The organism is Bacillus sp. FJAT-22090, from assembly GCF_001278755.1.
Lineage (GTDB): Bacteria > Bacillota > Bacilli > Bacillales_A > Planococcaceae > Psychrobacillus.
The window spans coordinates 1,668,502-1,687,009 of the sequence record NZ_CP012601.1; the positions used below are offsets into that span (position 1 = coordinate 1,668,502).

Here is an 18,508-nt window from a genome sequence, read left to right on the forward strand (position 1 = left end):
TATCCCAATATTCGTATGTTTAGTAGTAGCAATTATGAAATTCCCTTATCTATAAAATCAATTTTCTTTCAAATAGTTTTTTAACCAAAGAAAAGCAAACGCTGTTTTAGCATCATAAACTTGCTTATTTTTAATAAGAGATTCCATTTCATCCATTGATACATACATTAATTCTACAAACTCATCTTCATCAAGATTTGCTTTTACTGTCATTTTTTCTATATTTTCTGCAAAATAAAGATGGATAATTTCATCTGCAAAACCAGGAGATGTAGCAAATGATTGAATATAGATTAGTTTACTTGTCGTGTAACCTGTTTCTTCTTCTAATTCTCTTAATGCTGTTACTTCTGGTGGCTCCCCAGGTTCGATTTTTCCAGCTGGAATCTCAATAATTGAACGTTCTAGAGCTTTTCTATATTGTTCCACCAATACAATCTTTTTATCTTCTGTTAGAGCTATTATAGCTACAGCCCCTGGATGTTTAACTATTTCCCTATTGCTCTTTTCCCCGTTTGGTAATAATACCTCATCCACTTGTAACGTAATAATTCTACCTTTATATTTAAGGTCAGTTTGAATTGTTTTTTCCTCAAATTTTTTCATCACTCTACTTCCTTTCATTTGAAACTGTATAATTCTCATTGTACCATGTAGTAAAGGATGTGATAAATCTTGGAAAAAAGACAGCTTGGTAAAAGTGATTTATATCTTTCGGAGATTGGTCTAGGCTGTATGTCACTACCAACAGATCAACTAATGGCTAATAAAATTATTCAACTCGCTCTTGATAATGGCATTAACTATTTTGACACGGCAGATTTATACAACAAAGGAGAAAATGAAAAAATTGTCGGAAATGCATTGAAGAATAATCGTAAAGATATAATTCTTGGAACAAAAGTCGGCAATCGTACTAATGAAACAGGAGAAGGCTGGACATGGGATGCATCAAAAAAGTGGATAACTACAGCAGTTCACGAATCACTTAAGCGACTGCAAACGGATTATATAGACGTTTATCAATTGCATGGTGGCACTATGGAGGATGACGTTGATGAAGTAATTGACACGATGGAATCGCTGAAAAAGGATGGACTTATTCGTGAATACGGAATTTCTTCTATTCGACCAAATGTAATTGATCGCTTTTTATCGAAAAGCAATGCAGTATCTGTAATGATGCAATATAGTTTATTAGATCGAAGACCTGAAGAATGGTTTTCCTTACTGGAAAAAAATGAAGTTTCTCTTCTAACACGCGGAACTTTAGCAAAAGGCTTATTAACTCCAGAAGGGATAAGCCGAGCAAACAAAACAGACGAATATTTGTCCTATTCAAAAGGTGAATTAATCGAGACGATCGAAAATCTTCAATCATTAGATAAGCCCCTTAACTCGATAGCTCTTCAATATGTATTACAAAGTAAAGTTACAGGTTCGATGATCATTGGTGCTAGTAGTTCTCAGCAGTTATTAGAGACAATTCATGCTTACAAACAGCAAGTTTCTGTATGCATACTTGATAAAGTAAGTGAATTTACCAAACAAGATGTTTATAAGGAGCATAGAGTATAATCTATCATTAGAATAGCTAAAAATAAGCAGACTACGTATCTCAAAATGGTTGTCGGAGCCCTGTGAACAGACTTTGGCCAACATATAAGAGAGGAGGGCAGTGACTACCGTCACTGCCCTCCTCTCTTTTGTTGGTAGTCCTATTACTGAAAGTAGCCAACTTGTAACTTTAGATTACTTTGCCTTATTCATCTATTATTATGTGAGTGCTAACTATTTTACTGAAATTCCACAAATAACAATACATCAACACGCGTGATATGCCTTTAAAGGTCAACTATTTATTATTTCCATTCTCTATCAGTATACCCTTTAGCCTTAATTCCTTCATTTACTTCCTTAATTATCGCTTCTCCGCCTTTTTTCAAGTACTCATCAACAAGATTATCCCAATCAGATATTGGTCTTTGACCAGCAATCATTTTAGATTGTTCATTAATCAAAAATTGCATTAAATCAGTACCCTTTTCTTGATTTGTTGGTGACAAGACTCCGTATGAAGGATCAACATATAGTTGATTTGACTCGAACATCTCCTGTAATGACGCTGTCATTTCCTTCAACTCCGGCAACTTGTAATCGTCGGCATAATTAATCTTAGCATCCGTTGGAACTTGCTCTCTGTTATCTAAGAAGTAAGTCGAAGGTGCTAGCCCGTCAGATGAGAATGTTGGAACTTGGACAGGAGCTCCATTTTCCATGTTATAACCAATTCCTTCTTTTCCTAAAAAGAAATCATAATCCTCATTTTGAGGATTCTTTTCATCTCTTGGATAGTATTTCTTTCCGAAGTCTATCATTTCTAAAGCTCGATAGATTTTCCCCTCATCTTCTGCAAGTTTTGCATTTAAAGCAAGAATTCCCGAATAACCCGATCCCATTGTAAAACCTTTCGATTTATCAGGTGCCTCAAATGGAGGTATTGCTACAAGTTTAGCATCTGGATTAGCTGCTAATAACCCTTCGAAATACGCTTCAGACATACCAGAGACTCCACCAACAAATATCCCAGCTTTGCCTGAATAAAATTCCGTGTTGGTACTTGCCCAGTCAAGTACTGCAAAATCTTTTGTCATTGCGCCTTCTTTATAAATGTTAGCAAAAAATTGAATTAATTCTTTTCTTCCCTCAGAAATCACACCAGGAATATAATCCCCGTTATCATTTTGGTGATACCATGCGTTAAAGTCCCAATAAGTTCCCATATTGAAGTTTGGATTTATATTTTCGCCAATTGCAACACCATAAGTGTCCGCTTTACCATTTCCATCTGGGTCGTCTTTTGTAAAAGCGATCGCAACTTCCTCCAGTTCCTTGTAATTCGTTGGAACTTCAAGACCTAATTTATCTAACCAATCCTTACGTATAACAGGGGTAACAGGATACGGCTGAGAATATCGTGGAATTCCGTAAATTTTACCATCCACTTTAAATGAATTGTAAATATAATCTGGGATATTACCTAGAGTTTCATAATGTGCTAAATAATCATCTAAAGGTAAAAATGCACCATCTTCAGCCCATTGATAAAATCGTGTATCTGTTCCAGGAAATCCAACTAAATCTGGCATAGAACCTGATGCTACAATAGCTGAAGATTTTTCAATATAATCTCCTTGCGGAATAATTTCTGGTTTGTAATCAACGTTAAATCGCTCATTTATCATGTCTAGCCCAGGGCTTGTTACAGGGGGAGGGTCACCAAAGCGAAATGTCATCCCTGTAATAGTATACTTTTCAGTATGATCGAACGGGTCAATTTCAATGTTTTTTTCTGTTTCAGTTGCAGTTTCTTTCTCTTTTTCTGTTTCCTTCCCATCCTCTGTCGTCTCATCTGAACAAGCTACCAATATAAAACTTAGGAAAAGAATTAGAAAACTAATAATCAAATGCTTTTTTCTCAAGTAAACCCCTCCATCATTTTTTTAAGTAAAAATATTATTTAAGTTCATTCAATACAGAAAAACTTTACTATTACCCTTTTACCGATCCAAGCATCACTCCTTTAGCAAAATGTTTTTGTAAGAAAGGATATACAATCAGTATTGGTAAGGTAGCTATTAAAATAGCAGCCATTTGAACTGTTTCCGGAGGAGGTAATGCTTCTAACATTGCTGCATGACCACCAAGAGCAGCATTTGGCTCATTCACAATTACAATTTGCCTTAAAATGACTTGTATTGGCCATTTCGCAGGATCGTTTAAATATAGTACTCCTGTAAAATAACTGTTCCAATGACCAACCGCATAAAACAGACCAAATGCTGCTAAAGCTGGCTTCGATAAAGGTAAAATAATTTTAGAAAAAATTTGAATGTCATTGGCGCCATCAATAACCGCTGCCTCTGTTAGTTCTTCAGGTATACCTTTAAAAAATTGTGTCATGATGATTAGATTAAAAGGACTTATTGCAACCGGAATTATTAAAGCCCATAACGAATTTAATAAACCAGTTTCTTTCACAATAATGTAAGTAGGAATCATTCCCGCAGAAAATAATATCGTGAACAAAACAAGGAACATGATCGTACGCTGACCAATAATATTTCTTGTTAATGTATAAGCCATTGTGGAGGTGAACACGAGATTCACAAATGTTCCTACCACTGTAATATAAATCGTTACAAAGAGTGACCGAATAAACTGGTCAGAACCCAAAATATACGTATAAGCATCTGTCACCCATTCCTTTGGCCATAACAGGAAATCACTATTAAGTACATCACTTACACTCGAAAACGAAACTGAAAAAATGTAAAAGAAAGGAAAGAGCATTGTTAAAGCAATCAATAACAATAGAATGTTATTTACAACTTCCATAACCCTTTCACGACCTGTAGATTTAAACACAACCTAACCCCCTCACTTAAACAAAAATAAAGAAAATATTAACATATTTAATATAAACCTTCTTCGCCAAACCTTTTTGCAAGCCTATTTGCTAGTACAACCAGCACTAAACCAATAATTCCTTTAAACAAGCCAACAGCTGTAGCAAAGCTAAAATTCGCCTGCTGTATTCCTTTGAAGTAGACATATGTGTCAAGAACATTCCCTGACTCCATATTAAAAGGATTTAGCATTAAAAATATTTGTTCAAAACCACTGTCCATTACATTTCCTAGACGAAGAATTAACAAGATGACAATTGTGCTTTTTAACGCTGGCAATGTAATATGCCACATTTGTCTTAATCGACTAGCTCCATCCATTACAGCAGCCTCATATAAATGAGGACTAATACCGGACAACGCTGCTAAGAAAAGAATTGTTCCCCACCCGGATTCCTTCCAGATTACTTGAAAAATGACAATCGGCTTGAACATTGCTGGATCAGTCAAAAAAGGGATTGGGTTTATGTCCAAAAAATTTACTAGAAAACTATTTACCAATCCTTCACTTCTAAGAAAAATAACTGTTATTCCTACTACAACCACCCATGATAAAAAGTGCGGTAAGTAAACGACAGATTGAAGAAACTTTTTATAAAGCTGATTCCTTATTTCGTTTAACATTAAAGCGAGTATGATAGAAATTGGAAAAGCAAAGAATATTTGTAACAAAGATATTTGTAAGGTGTTCCAAATGACTTGAATGACTTCTGCATCCTCAAAGATCAATTTAAAATATTTTAACCCTACCCAGGGGCTATCAAAAAAACCACGAAATGGGCTGTAATCTTTAAATGCCAAAAGTATTCCAACCATTGGAATGTAACGGTAAATGAGAAAATACAAAATACCAGGTAAAATTAGTAGTAATAGATAGCGATCACGCCATAATTTCTTTTTTATAGAATTCTTTCTTTTCTGTTTCGGGATTTTGATTGATACATCTAAAGTCGAATCAAGTGTATCAATATTCTTTTTTTTAGTTCCAATAACTAATTACCCCTTTCTCTTAAACTAGAAAGCTACTGTAGATTACATGTATATTACATGTATTTATATAATAATAATTTAAATTTCAGAATTATTCAATATTTTTCGGAGATATCTTTTCTATTTTTTTCTTAATTTGTTCTTTTATTTCCTTCAAAAAGGATAAACACTTTGCTTGAAATAGTCATTAATATAAAACAAATCAGACTACCACCAAAAAAAGGAAGCAATCCCGGAATTTTAATCATAAAATAATACGGAAAGTAAAAACCTAGCACCATCAGCACTGAGTAGAGAGGGTTGGAAAGGACAATAAGTAAACAGTTTTTAAAATATTGCTTAAAATTAAGTTTATAATGGACATAAATCGGAAGAGCATAAAGTAAGGCTACAACATAAATACAACCAAGAATAAAAAAGAAAAAGGAAATTAAAAGGCCCCATAGTGTTGAAATACCCCGAAAAAACAGCAAATCTACATATATGACTAGCCCTAAAAAAGTCCATGCATACCCATATAAGTTTGCGTTAATAAATTCCTTGCGGTACTCGTCTTTAAAATGCGAAAATATGTTAATTTCGATATCATCACCATGCATCCACTTTCTTAGGACCGAAAACATTGCTACACTAGAAGGAAAGAAGCCAACAACCCCTGCCCCTATCACTATTCCCACACCCCACAGAATATTAAGATATGCAAGTTTCATAGCTAAGTCCAAGTAACGAAATATAGTGCCCCTCCATCCAGTAAGTTCCATATATTCACCCCTCTTTAGAACGAAATTAATTATCGAAAATTCAGTCTTTATTTCGCAGATTTTATTCATTTTTGAAAATCAAAAGAATAAATCGACGTTATACGTTCCATTCTTCAAATTAAATTCTAGCAAGCCTTGTTTTGTATTATAGAAAACATCGTATTTACCCTTTTCCTCCTCACCATTAATACATATCTTTGTAGGAGGAGCAGTTTTTATAAAAATTTGAGTAACTTTATGAAGTTCAATTTGCAGCATTGCCTCTGTTTCCTCAAAATAGCCGGAGATATTCATCTTCTCTGTCGATTTAATAAAAGTGTCATCCTTCACCTTCAGAAAGCTACCATTCATTAGTGAAAATTTACTTGGAGAGTTATCGGTTAGATGAAATGAAACCCATCCCTGTTCTCCATGAAGACAAATCACTCCATTATCCGTAATTTGTAAGGCACTTTTCCTATCTTCATTTATAAGGATATAATCAGTAATGCCCTCACTTATACGGCTAACTTGCATTTGAAAAAATGGTCTATTACTATTCATTGAATAAGAGATATCACTTTTTGAAACTTTGGGAACAAGCATAGTGATTAGGTATTGCATCTTTTCCTTCTCACTAGGTACCACTGAAAGATATGATCCGTACTCCTCTGCTCCTTCATATTGCTCAATACTCTTAATTGTTTGGTGGGGATAGCAAATGTACAGAGATACTGAAGCTATTTCACCTCTAAAATCTATCCTGTTTTCTTCTGTTTTTTCTCCCGGCATTAATATCTTTTCATTTGCGAATATGGGAGAAGTTGTATGATATAGAAAACTAGGAATGCTATCTGCTTTTTCCTTCACTAACTTATCAACCAGAATAAAATAGCTTTTGTCTACGTGTAAAATTTTTCTTTCCCATTTTGAGACACTTGCATCATAAGCGTGCGTTGCATCACCAATAACGTAGGAAAAGTTTGCGGAAGTATACCAATCTACAAACTTACTGCTACCCATTTGTGTTTGTCCTACACCATTCATAAGCATGCTATTATGTCCAACAGTTCCAATAGTAAAGTCTCTTCTAGAACCTTCTACATAATCCTGATATCCAGGATTCGTTATTAACCATTCGCCTGCAACATGTAATATAAAATTATTTTGATCATAATGGTTATGGTCTTTGGCTGATTGACTTGAATTAAAAGCCAAGAGGTGATCTACCTCTTTCCAACCACTTCGAAGAGCAGCCCAGCCAATCCTAGAAAACATATTAGCATATTTATTCTTATAATAAATTTCTGGTTCTATTGGGTCAGGAATGCCATTTGTATGGATCAATGTTTCCAATTTACTATTTGAGAATTTATTTATGTACCAGCTAGCAAGACGATTTTGATTTTTGGATGCTAAAATTGCCATTGTAAAGGAAATATCCAAGCTGTAAAAAGAATCCGAAAAATTAGCAAAGCTCGTTTTTCCTCCTGTTCCAAGCATGTAAATAAAAACATCTGGCAGAAAATTAAAATACGAATGCTTCAGTAACGCATCATCTCCGGTAGAACGGAAAAAAATATCTGCAGCCATTAAAATATGTCGTGCGGCTACATTCAAATACAACAAACCTTCAACATCAGAATCCTTCATCCTATTATCTAAATAATCTCTTAGATAGCTATAGGCGTTTAACAAAAAAGGCTTGAGTTCATCCTTATTATCGCTATCATATATGGCAAGTGAACCAATAAACATTGCCACTTTTTTTGAAGCAATAATATTATGACTGTCATGATTGTTAAAATCCTTTATAAATGGTTGTAGACCTTTTGTAAATATAGCATCCCTAATTGTTCTTTTTTCGTTCATAGATAACGTGCTATAAATTGCATCATACCCGATTGCTGCTCCTATTGTGAAATGAGCATTACTTAAATTTCCCTCTGAACCCCTATGCGGAAATTCAAACCATCTAGTAAAAGAAGATAATTCAATAAGGTACGCCTTCACCTTATTAGCAAACCTTATTTCCTTAGTCATTCCATAGGCAAATGCTAAAACATTGATTCTTTCCTCAATTGCGCGAGAAAACATAGTCCAAAAAGGGTAATCAGTATATCCAAGGGGGTCGCCAATAGGCTCTAATTGCTTCAGAGGTAAAGTGATATCCAACGTTACAGAACAGCTTGGATAGGACAAAGTAAAACCTTGTTCTACAATATATGACTCCGCCAATTTTATAGTATTTTTCCAAATGTCACTAAATTCGTTTTTCTCCACTCGAGCTTTAATTTCTCTTATTTCCATTTCATTCATTAAAATCCTAGGATTAGGCTTTATTGACTTTAGAGACTGGGATAATACCATAACAACTATTACACCCCTTATTTATTCTGATTATCCAAGTTTAATAAAGTATATCTACATTTACTTCTTAACAGTTGCTTGTTTTTGATTTATTAAGTCTTCAATTCTTTTACACGTTTCGTCAGCTTTTTCCATATTAGCCCAAAAGAATTGCATTTCACGTTCAACTAACTCAAACTCATCGATCGTCAAATTAAGATCTCTAATTGTATGCACACTCTTCATTACATCTTTAAAAGCATTATAGTTTTCTGGATGTATTCCAGGTTGTAGTAAATTATTATCTTCCGCAACAAAGCGAAGCATTGGAATTGTACAGCCGTTTTGCTTTATTAGAGTTTGTGCTTCCGTACTGACCATAAAACTTACAAAAGCCTGTGCAGCTTCTTTTATATTGCTACTTGCACTAATTCCTAGAGCACCACCTAGGAGAAGACTTGCCGGCACCTTTTTTTTAGGTGGTGGAAGAACATCCCATTTAATCTTGTGATCTCTAAATTCATTCATAAAGTAATAGGTGGTTAAGATCATTGCAGCACCTTCACGCATAAAAAGATTTTCAGCTAACTCATTACTGCCATGAGAGAATATTGGAGAGACTTGATGCTTATACATTAAATCACCACAGAAATTTAGAGCTTCACTATTTTCTTTACTATTCATGATCGAATTGGACAGATCATCTTCCATAAATTTTCCATCATTTTGCAAGAGAAATACTGGCCAACGATTAGTGGAAGACGAAAAGCAAAAGCCATATTCATTTATTAAACTGTTATTATTTAAACCTCTCGTTGTCCGGCGTGCCAGTTCAAGTAAGTCATTCCAATTTTCCATCTTGAAATCCTTTGAAATACCAGCTTCCTCAAACATTCGTCGGTTGTAGCAGATCATAACTGGTGAAAACACAAATGGCGTTACAGGAATTTCCTGATCAACTGAAAACATTTCAAATACTTTTTGATAGCTATCCTTCTCTGGATCAATGTGTTCAGGCAAATAAGGCTCCAGAATATCCAAACGATTCGTTTCCATCAGCTCACGGAAATGATAATCAGAAACAATAAATACATCCGGTCCATTTTCATGTTCAAGGGATTGTGTCAGATTGTATACGTATTGACTATTTGGTAATATTCGAAGATTTACTTTAGTAAAAGGATTAAGTTGTTCAAAACGTCTAATAATCTGTCTAATAATTTCAATTTCATAGGAATTCGAAAACCAACCGAGAGTAATCGTCTGTTTTTGTGTTTCATTAGGAATAGTAACTCTATTGCCTTTTCCAGGTATTTTTTCAATAAGACCTTCATCGACTAGCTCGGCCAAGGCCTTCCTTATGGATACTCTACTTAATTCATACACCTTACTTAATGTATTTTCAGGAAGAATAAATTCCCCAGGTTTAATTTTCCCTGCTATTATTTCGTCTTTTAGAGCATGGATAAACTTATTGTAGCGGTTTTCAAATTCACTTTTACGCTTTAGCAATAAATACAACTCCCCTACAGATTGATTGCCCTATTTTAAATGAGAATGGAATGTTTTGCAAAGATGATTTAAATCATTTTTTACACAACCAATAATCAAGAAATGAATAGGCAATTTGACGGATCTCAAACGGAAAATCATGTCCAGAGTTTCCTATAAGATATTTTATTTTTTCACCTTCCCCCAACCAATCATATAAAGAATTTAGTTCAACTAAACCTACTGCTGCTGGCTTCCAATGTGGAAATATTTTATCGTTTTGACCCATCCATAAAAAAAATGGGGTTGGGGCAACAAGGGCAGCAATTTCATGAAACTCAAATGGTACATTTCCATCATCTAGATAATCACTCACTTTAGGTAAATGGGTGAACCATTCTCTTCTACCCCAACGATGTATCTCAGGGTCTTGTTCAAATAGCGAGAATCCACAACTGCAAATGACAGCTTTTATTCTTTTATCAACAGTAGCTAAAAAGTAGCTATTATAACCCCCAAGAGAATGACCTATTGCACCAATCTTTGAATGTTCTACTATAGTTAGCTCTTCCAACAAGCTTATTCCTTGTTGATGGTCTACAATCATTTTGGCTACCGCGGACCATTCTGGATGACTTTTATAAAAAGAAGCAGTTTGAAATGGCTTTTCGTTTTGGTGGACTCTTTCTCCTGCAGTAATAGTGTCAGGGGCTAAAACAATATAACCTCTTTTAACAAGCTCTAGAGCATATTTTCTGTTTTCTCTTCCGCTTGAGGAGCTTATATCTTCCTTTCCGTTATCACTCGTTGGGTGCAAAGCAATAACTGCCGGGAACTTATTTATGTTATTAGCATGTAATAAGTTTATAACATCGCTCTCTTTTCTTAACTCGTCTTGTTCAATGGATTTTGGTATTAACAGGTTTGCGGGTACCCAATCATTATAGACAGAGGCATACCTAATCCTGATTAAGTAATAGTCAGCGTAAACCTCCCAAGAGATAATCTTTTTGTTGGTTTTTACTAAAGGGGGAATACCGCCTATACAATTCAGCCAATCATTCAATATGGTGGTTCTTTTCTTCATCCAATCATTCGAGTCATTTACGTTTCGTAATAAAGGGGGTGCACCCTCTTTTTCTAATGTTCTTAATGTATACATGGTTTGTGTCCACTCCAAATCAGCTATTTATTTCTCTGTCTGTATACAGCATAAGTGACTTCCACTACCGTAAAAAATTCGTCTATTATAAAAGACGATCCCACTACTGGCTTCCTGTAGCAATCTTTGGACTTCTTTCGGTTCATAAACCTTCTCTTTACTAATCTCAATTTTAAGCAATGTTTTACTTAAGAGACAAAAGAGTGTTTTAGAAGTTACATCATATACAAATCCTTCTCTAATTACTCTCCCCCAGCTAGATAAGTCTTGTTGATAAAGTATTTCTTGTTGATAGGGATTACACACAAAATAAACACTCTGATCAGTAAGACAATGAGCACGGTCGAATGAATCCACATAAATCAAGGAAATTTCTCTTGCACCTATTATAGGAGTAAATTTATGTCTCACTACTTTAGACTTCCAATCTAAAACATACAAGCATCCTTCCTTTTCTCTTAACTGAGCTCCACCTGGTGTCTCAATACTTGTTCCCCCAAGGATTTCTCCTGAACTTAATTCAGCAAGGCTGACAGTACTTTGGTTGACCACAACATTTTCATGCGTAATCAATTGGTTTTTTTCTGTTTCTATATGATAGATGCCCAACGCACCCCCAACCATTCCATATCCAGGGAATCCTCCCCAAATGATATGTTGCCTATCACTTAATGCAATTGCACAACGTGGTCGATGAATTTTCTCTTCCTGTAACACTAACTTAGGGTTATCTTTATACATGAATGCCTTTGATGTATCAAACACATATAGCTTACCTCCTGCATAGGCAACCCCAATAAGCAAACTTCCATTGGAAGCATATGCACAAATATTCCCTCCTCCGCCTTTCTCGATTATTTGACCACCAAAATTGGTAGTCTTACCTGTTGAGATATCAAATCGAAAAAATTGCAACGGATGCATAGAGGTGCCATAAATATGTCCATCTGGACCAAAACATATAGTAGATAAAATTGCTCCATCCGAAAAATATGTGAATGTTATTGTTTTGGATTCTCCAGTTTCTTTATGAATCATACGAACGATACGTTCCGACAGACTGTATAAAATGACTTGATAATTTGTTTCAAGATTACGGTGAATTTTTTGAAAGCCTGTTCCAGAGAAGGAGGATGGAGATAATTCGTTACTGTCTATATATTGGAATTCTCCATCAGAAAATTTCATCCAACGTGAGGAATAATTCACATCCTTTAAGTCAGAAGCGTCCGTATGTCCATAAACTTTTCCGTCTTCTCCCAAGTAGACATAACCTGCTCCCTTTTGCCTCTGTGAATCCGGGATTAGATTTTTCTTATAGCCTTTCTCAAGATGAAAGGCAACGATATTTTTATTTTCTGTTCCAATCCCTATATACGCCCAGCCCATTTGATCAATCGCTAAACTACCTGGATATTTTTCTGATGAATCCATAGAGCCAAAATCAACAATTTCTTTTGTTTTAGGATGATAACAGAGTAAATGACAGTGCGGATATGAAGTGAAGTAAATATTCCCAACCTTATCCTCTCCAAAGCTAAAACCTAGAATTTCTTCTCCATTTTTTATGACTCTATAATATACAAAGCGCTCTAGAAAAGGATCCAATACCATGAACATTGTTCCAGCGCCTGTATAAAATAACCCATTACTGCTAAACGATGAGAAAGGATACTCTAGGTTGTTATCAGGAAAAAATACTTGTTTTGAATAACCGTTTTCAGGATTAATTATTAGGACAAATCCTTTTGCAGCAATAACAAATCTACTTTCTCTATCTACATTAATGCACATCGCAGCAGTTCTTTCTTCTTCTGCAGAAACAGGGATTCCATAGTCAGTAAAATATGAATTAGCTTTATGCACTTTGGCTCTCCTTTCGCAAACTACTCTTTCCTTCTAGTTTCATTTTACAAAACATAATAGGAAGCAACTTTATTTACAGCTGCAATCATATCTTCAATATCTTGATTGGTATAAAATTCACTAATATTTAAACGAATTGCTGTCTCAAGTATACGCTCGGCGTTGGGACAGCTACCAATAGAGTAGTCATACGTAGCAGTTTCAAACGGAAAGTGGCTATTTAGATATGCTTGTTTTTTTTGAAATAAAGGTTGTGCATATAAGACTTTAGGAATATATCCCGGCTGATTAGGGATTCCTTCAGCGGATAGAGCTTCTGAAAATTCTTCTCTCGAGCAGGATAAATGTTCCGTGTTTAAGGTCAACATATAAAACCAATAGCTACACCAACCCTCTTTAGTAATTCTCATCGGGTTAATTCCATTTATAGCACTTAGACCGTGATTTAACTTTTCCCCTAACTCATTTCGTCTTGTACAGATCCAGTTAAGCTTTCTTAACTGAGCAATACCTACGGCACCTTGTAACTCTGTCATACGGTAGTTCGGCGCTAAGTACTCTAACTCCTTTAAGACGGACGTTTCTTGTCTGTGATAATTTTTATCAGCAAATGCATGAGTAGTGAAATAATCCGACTCTGAGCCTGAGTTAACAGTCACAATTCCTCCGTCTCCAGTAGAAATGTGCTTAAAATCATTTGTACTAAAGCACCCATAGTCACCAATTGTGCCAGTTAAACGCCCTTTATATGTCGTAAGATAACTTTGTGCACAATCTTCAATGACTTTGAGATTATACCTTTTCGCAAGTTCCATGATGGGGTCCATATCGCATGGGTTGCCAGCCAAATGAACTACAATGATCGCCTTTGTTCTCGGAGTTATTTTTTCTTCAATTGTTTCAGCGGTCATTGTATAGCTATAGGGATTCAAATCAGCAAACACAGGTATTGCATTTTGGTAAAGAACTCCGATTACCGTCCCTTGATCTGTAATTGGACTTGTTATAACCTCATCCCCAACTGAAACTCCAGCAGCACCAAGGGCTACATGAAGCGCTGCAGTACCAGAGGATGTAGCGACACTATATTCAACTCCGTATAAATCATTAAAATCACTCAGAAATTGTTTAACCTTATTTCCAAAATGATAAAATAATGTATTTTGCTCAAGAGCTTCCAACAACTCACTTGCCTCATCAAGTCCAAAACGTTGGCCAGTACCAAAAGGAGTTGTTTTCACTTTTGATCCACCTTTTAAAGCCAGAATATTTTCCCCCATAATAAGTCCCCCAAATTAGGCTTCTTTCAGAATCTCAGCTGTTTTTGAGACCTGTTTACAATTAAACCCAAATCTTTGTACTATCTCCAAATTATTTGTATCTAAGTTTTGATTTTTGGATAATGGAACTAGGATTACAAAGTCATTTCTTTCCATTGATCCAGTTAATTCAATTTCTCCTGATTCACTTATGCCTGTTATAGATAATTTTCGACGTTCCCTTTCCCAATCATTGATTTGCCGGCTGGTCCAAAACGTAAAATCCTGATCTTTGGCAGTAGTTATTAATTCTAGAATTGCTTCACGTACTTTCGGCTGGTTGTAAATATGAAACTGATGGAAAAGAAAATGAGCCACTCCGTTTACCCTTTTTACACCATCTAAGAATGGCTGAATTACACTAACGTCTGAAAGCGTATTATGATTTAAATCTTGCGTTAAAAAACCAATTTCCAAAACGTCATAGAAACGATTCTTTTCATCCGACCATGATATTGGAAAATAAGGATGGCAGGTTCCGAACAAAAAGCCAATATTCCCTTTTTTGCTAGGGCCTCTTGATTGATCTACTTGTATCCCATTTTTTTCACACCACGCAAATAAATCTCCCCAGCCTTCGTAACGCGTATAATGATTTTTATTTGAAATAATGTCTTCAGTATCTGCTGCTTTTTTTATCCACTTTAATTGTGATGTAAAGGCATCCTCTGACCAAACTCCATCTTCCTGTTCTAGTGCATTATAATGTAAAGCAATTTCATGTCCATCTCTTTTAATCTGTTCATAGATCAAAGAGCTATATCCCGGCGCTATCATACACCAAGTTGATTGGACATTTTCAGATTTAAGGGTATCTAATGTTATTTGAGCTGATTCATCGACATTTAAATCACTGTCATGGGATATCATGGCCACATATTTCACATCAGAAGGCCACAGATCTAAGAATGGAAGTGTCAATCCTTTTTCCATAACACATTTTAATAGATGCTCAACAATAACTTCTTTCCACAAGTCAGCATAAGGGTGTGGGAAATAAAGCATCCCTGTTTCTGAATAAGTTCTGTCTAAAACCCAGTCTAATTCAAAACCGTCTTCCGCCTTTAAAATATTTTCGTCTAGGTTTGCCGAACCATCAGGAGCTGGTATTCCATCTTCAATCACATGTTGAGTACCTTGTTGCAACCCAACTATTGTACTTGGAATGGAAACTGCCCAACGCTCTATTATCCCTTCACCATATTTAATCCGTTGTAATGCAGTTGCTTCTTGCCCATTCTTTGTCTCATTGATCAAACCCATTTCAATTACTTTCAAACGGTTATGTTCATTCTTCCAAGGATCCGCATGAAGAAAACGCAATGGAACACTTTGATTTAGAAAGCTAGACAAATGAGCATATCCTTTAATAGGCTCTAAATTCTTAGAAAAACCTAATAATTCTCTAGCACTTTCCAATCCACCATATGAAATCACTGTTCCTCCAGCATGAACATATTCTAATATTTTTGAAGTAGTATTTATGCTTACTTGACACTGAGCTATCATCAAAACATCAAATGTTTCATATTCTCCCAAAATATCAATTTTTTCATATGGTAGTCTGAAATGATCAAGAATTTCAAATAAATATTTCTCAAAAATATTCTGTCCTTTTGACCATCGTAACTCCGCTTCTTCTTCATCAAAAACGATTCCCAGTTTAGCCATTTTCATATTAACATCACCTCTCAGAACATATAATACATGTATACAACATGTATTTATAACCTTTTATTAAATAGTAGTATAAATACAATTATTAATCAATTAATTTTTTGAAAATTTTATAAATTCTATTTTAATGGTTTTATCCAAGGTAAAGGTATTTTTTTTATACATACAAAGGACATCAGACTGTAGACAAACTCAAAGAATTTGAAATTGTCTATAGTCTTTTTTTATTTACAATACATAGTAAGAAATCGTCGATTTCCGTTTCAGGCGCTACGCTTTCCACGGGCACGGCCTCAGCCTTCCCCCTCTCTACGCTCAGTCCGGGTGCTTCGGCTCGTGCTGTTCCCGTAGGAGTCTTCGCGCCTTCCACTCCAATCGACTAGTGTTGGCTAATTTAAAAAGTGTTGAGTTTCTAAATCTTCTAAGACGTTAAGGTGTTGAATATCATGATCACTAAAAACCAAATCAATGAACGTGAATAACTTGAAATGCTAACGATTGAGCAGCTTGTACCGAAGGACCATTTGGTCCGTAAATTAGATGCCGAGATTGATTTCCATTTCATTTATCCATTAGTAGAACATCTTTACTCTGCTACTGGGCGACCAAGTATTGATCCCGTTGTGTTATTTAAAATGACGTTTATTCAATATACATTTGGAATCCGTTCGATGCTCCAAACAATAAAAGAGATTGAAACGAATATGGCGTATCGCTGGTTTTTAGGATTTGGTTTTCATACAGAAATACCACACTTCTCAACCTTCGTTAAGAACTACGAACGTCGTTTTCAAGAGACCGACATCTTTGAACAAATCGCATCTTAAAAGAGATTATGGACCGTGGTCTATTATCAGAAGACCATGTATTCATTGATTCAACTCATGTGAAGGCGAGTGCTATTAAACGCGAGTATGGCAAGAAGATCGTAACGAAAGAAACACGTGCCTACGAGGAAAAGCTTCAAGAAGAGCTGAATCTAGATCGTGAAGAAAACGGAAAAAAGCCGTTTCCCCCGGAGAAGTACGTGATGAAATGAAGGAAATCAAGGTGAGAGACGAACTCTCGGGGTACTTTTTCTACAGCTGGACATGTATTCATTCTTAAAACGAATTGAATAATTTGCAAATGATATTATTTTCCTTTACATAGATTTGTTCTTACCTCTTCAATAATAGAAGGAAGTTCAGCTAAATCATTTACATATAGTTCTGTTACAAATGTATCCCATTGATAGTCTTTCTTCCAAATGCTAATCATACCAACGTTTCTAGATGCTATGACATCATTTTCCGGATGGTCACCAACAAATATACTTTCGTTCGGATTTACTTGGAGTTTTTTTAATGCTCTTTCAAATATCTCTGGATCTGGTTTTTTAATTCCTTCCCATTCAGACACGAGGATAGCCTTGAAATACTTTTCTATGCCCAATGCCTTCAAATTATTCATCTGAAAGTCCCCAAATCCATTCGTAATCATTCCTAAAACTAAATTATTTTTTTGGAGTTTTTCCAGCATGCTTAATACATTAGGAAATGGAACACAATGATTCGGAAATTGAGAAATATAATCTTGTAATAAGTACTGCCAGTCAATTCCCTCTATCTCTAGCTCACTCACTAATTGTTGATAGACCTTATCTTTCCATACATAACCACTGCAATCTAACTCAATAAATCTTTTCGTATATGTATCTTTTGGAATATCGCCTACCCATTTTTTAAACCGCTCGTATTGATCGTCAATAAAATTCCTTACTGATTCATCACGGTTTAACAACGTTCCATCAAGATCAAAAATGATTGCCTTAATCATTTGTACTACCCCTTTCTTTTCTTTTTCTATCCTCATACTTAAGGAGTTCCACCTCTACCTCTAAATCGTTGAATCTTTTCTCTAAATTGTGGCTTCAAACATTGCTCCAGCTGCCACTGCCAAAGCTATCCATACGATAAAAGTCATATAGTTCCCCTTTACTAATGATAGATTATATTATTTTTTGTTAATTTAATTTATATTACCACTATAGAGTAACTATTGGTTAAAAGAGGGTTTAAAAGATAAGCATTGTTTCCTCCACCTTACATTCTACCTTTTATGCACTTGTCAATTCATAGGACCACAATCATAAAAATAAATAAAAGACCTATCCGCCGAAGCGAATAGCTCTTCTATTAAAACTTTGAACCGCTGTCCCCATACTCATCTAGTAATTCTGCAAATGATTTGTTCTTCTCTCTTTGCTTTTTTTCAAATGCAAGCATTGCTTGTCGTTCTTCCTCTTTTTCTTGCTCTTCTGCCACTAATTGTTTCTTTGTTTCTTTTAGTTTAGCAAGCACATCAGAGGAAAGTTGATCAAACAAACCATTTCCTTCTTCTTTTTGAACAGCTGGCTTAACAGGCTGTCTTTGTTTTTTCTTTGCCAAATGTTTCACCTTCTTT

14 protein-coding genes and 1 pseudogene are annotated in these 18,508 nt (G+C 35.2%); 2 read left to right on the plus strand and 13 right to left on the minus strand.

The genetic code is table 11. The features are described from left to right. Positions 1 to 57: 57 nt before the first annotated feature. Entirely contained in the window at positions 58 to 606 is a 549-nt protein-coding gene (locus AM499_RS08750; protein WP_053589846.1) for an NUDIX hydrolase, read from the minus strand. A gap of 69 nt (positions 607 to 675) precedes the next feature. Here AM499_RS08750 and AM499_RS08755 point away from each other — a divergent pair, with 69 nt between their 5' ends. Beyond that, complete coding sequence (locus AM499_RS08755; protein WP_053589847.1) at positions 676 to 1,578, plus strand: aldo/keto reductase; 903 nt, start codon at positions 676 to 678, stop codon at positions 1,576 to 1,578. Between the two features lie 284 nt (positions 1,579 to 1,862). Here AM499_RS08755 and AM499_RS08760 read toward each other — a convergent pair whose 3' ends face one another. From AM499_RS08760 to AM499_RS08805, 10 genes are all read right to left on the minus strand, one after another. Beyond that, on the minus strand, positions 1,863 to 3,482 hold the full coding sequence (locus tag AM499_RS08760) for an extracellular solute-binding protein (RefSeq protein ID WP_053589848.1): 1,620 nt from the start codon (positions 3,480 to 3,482) through the stop codon (positions 1,863 to 1,865). Between the two features lie 70 nt (positions 3,483 to 3,552). Further along, on the minus strand, positions 3,553 to 4,398 hold the full coding sequence (locus AM499_RS08765; protein WP_156316860.1) for a carbohydrate ABC transporter permease: 846 nt from the start codon (positions 4,396 to 4,398) through the stop codon (positions 3,553 to 3,555). A gap of 77 nt (positions 4,399 to 4,475) precedes the next feature. After that, a complete protein-coding gene (locus tag AM499_RS08770) occupies positions 4,476 to 5,405 on the minus strand; it encodes an ABC transporter permease (RefSeq protein ID WP_053589850.1) in 930 nt (309 codons plus the stop codon). Positions 5,406 to 5,590: 185 nt separating this feature from the next. Continuing rightward, positions 5,591 to 6,220 (minus strand): YesL family protein, encoded by a 630-nt coding sequence (locus tag AM499_RS08775; RefSeq protein WP_053589851.1) that lies wholly within the window; start codon positions 6,218 to 6,220, stop codon positions 5,591 to 5,593. Between the two features lie 78 nt (positions 6,221 to 6,298). Continuing rightward, positions 6,299 to 8,509, minus strand: coding sequence for a heparinase II/III domain-containing protein (locus tag AM499_RS08780; protein ID WP_197275629.1), 2,211 nt, complete (start codon positions 8,507 to 8,509; stop codon positions 6,299 to 6,301). 120 nt (positions 8,510 to 8,629) lie between these two features. Continuing rightward, entirely contained in the window at positions 8,630 to 10,060 is a 1,431-nt protein-coding gene (locus tag AM499_RS08785) for an extracellular solute-binding protein (RefSeq protein ID WP_053589853.1), read from the minus strand. 73 nt (positions 10,061 to 10,133) lie between these two features. Further along, positions 10,134 to 11,201 carry a dienelactone hydrolase family protein gene (locus AM499_RS08790; RefSeq protein WP_053589854.1) on the minus strand — a complete coding sequence of 356 codons (1,068 nt, stop codon included), beginning with the start codon at positions 11,199 to 11,201 and terminating at the stop codon, positions 10,134 to 10,136. Positions 11,202 to 11,228: 27 nt separating this feature from the next. Beyond that, on the minus strand, positions 11,229 to 13,067 hold the full coding sequence (locus tag AM499_RS08795; protein ID WP_053589855.1) for a ligand-binding sensor domain-containing protein: 1,839 nt from the start codon (positions 13,065 to 13,067) through the stop codon (positions 11,229 to 11,231). A gap of 44 nt (positions 13,068 to 13,111) precedes the next feature. Then, positions 13,112 to 14,347: a DegT/DnrJ/EryC1/StrS family aminotransferase gene (locus AM499_RS08800; RefSeq protein WP_053589856.1), complete on the minus strand. Its 1,236-nt coding sequence runs from the start codon at positions 14,345 to 14,347 to the stop codon at positions 13,112 to 13,114. Between the two features lie 15 nt (positions 14,348 to 14,362). Beyond that, entirely contained in the window at positions 14,363 to 16,063 is a 1,701-nt protein-coding gene (locus AM499_RS08805; RefSeq protein WP_053589857.1) for a polysaccharide deacetylase family protein, read from the minus strand. A 488-nt stretch (positions 16,064 to 16,551) separates the two neighbouring features. On the opposite strand from AM499_RS08805, the pseudogene AM499_RS21340 reads away from it, so the two are divergent. Then, a pseudogene (locus AM499_RS21340) lies at positions 16,552 to 17,090 on the plus strand (transposase); the annotation flags it as partial. Between the two features lie 107 nt (positions 17,091 to 17,197). Here the strand turns inward: AM499_RS21340 and AM499_RS08820 are convergent. Then, a complete protein-coding gene (locus tag AM499_RS08820) occupies positions 17,198 to 17,881 on the minus strand; it encodes an HAD family hydrolase (protein ID WP_053592144.1) in 684 nt (227 codons plus the stop codon). A gap of 359 nt (positions 17,882 to 18,240) precedes the next feature. After that, the gene (locus AM499_RS08825; RefSeq protein WP_053589860.1) at positions 18,241 to 18,492 is read right to left on the minus strand and encodes a YqkE family protein; all 252 of its coding nucleotides are present in this window, start codon (positions 18,490 to 18,492) and stop codon (positions 18,241 to 18,243) included. Between the last annotated feature and the right edge of the window lie 16 nt (positions 18,493 to 18,508).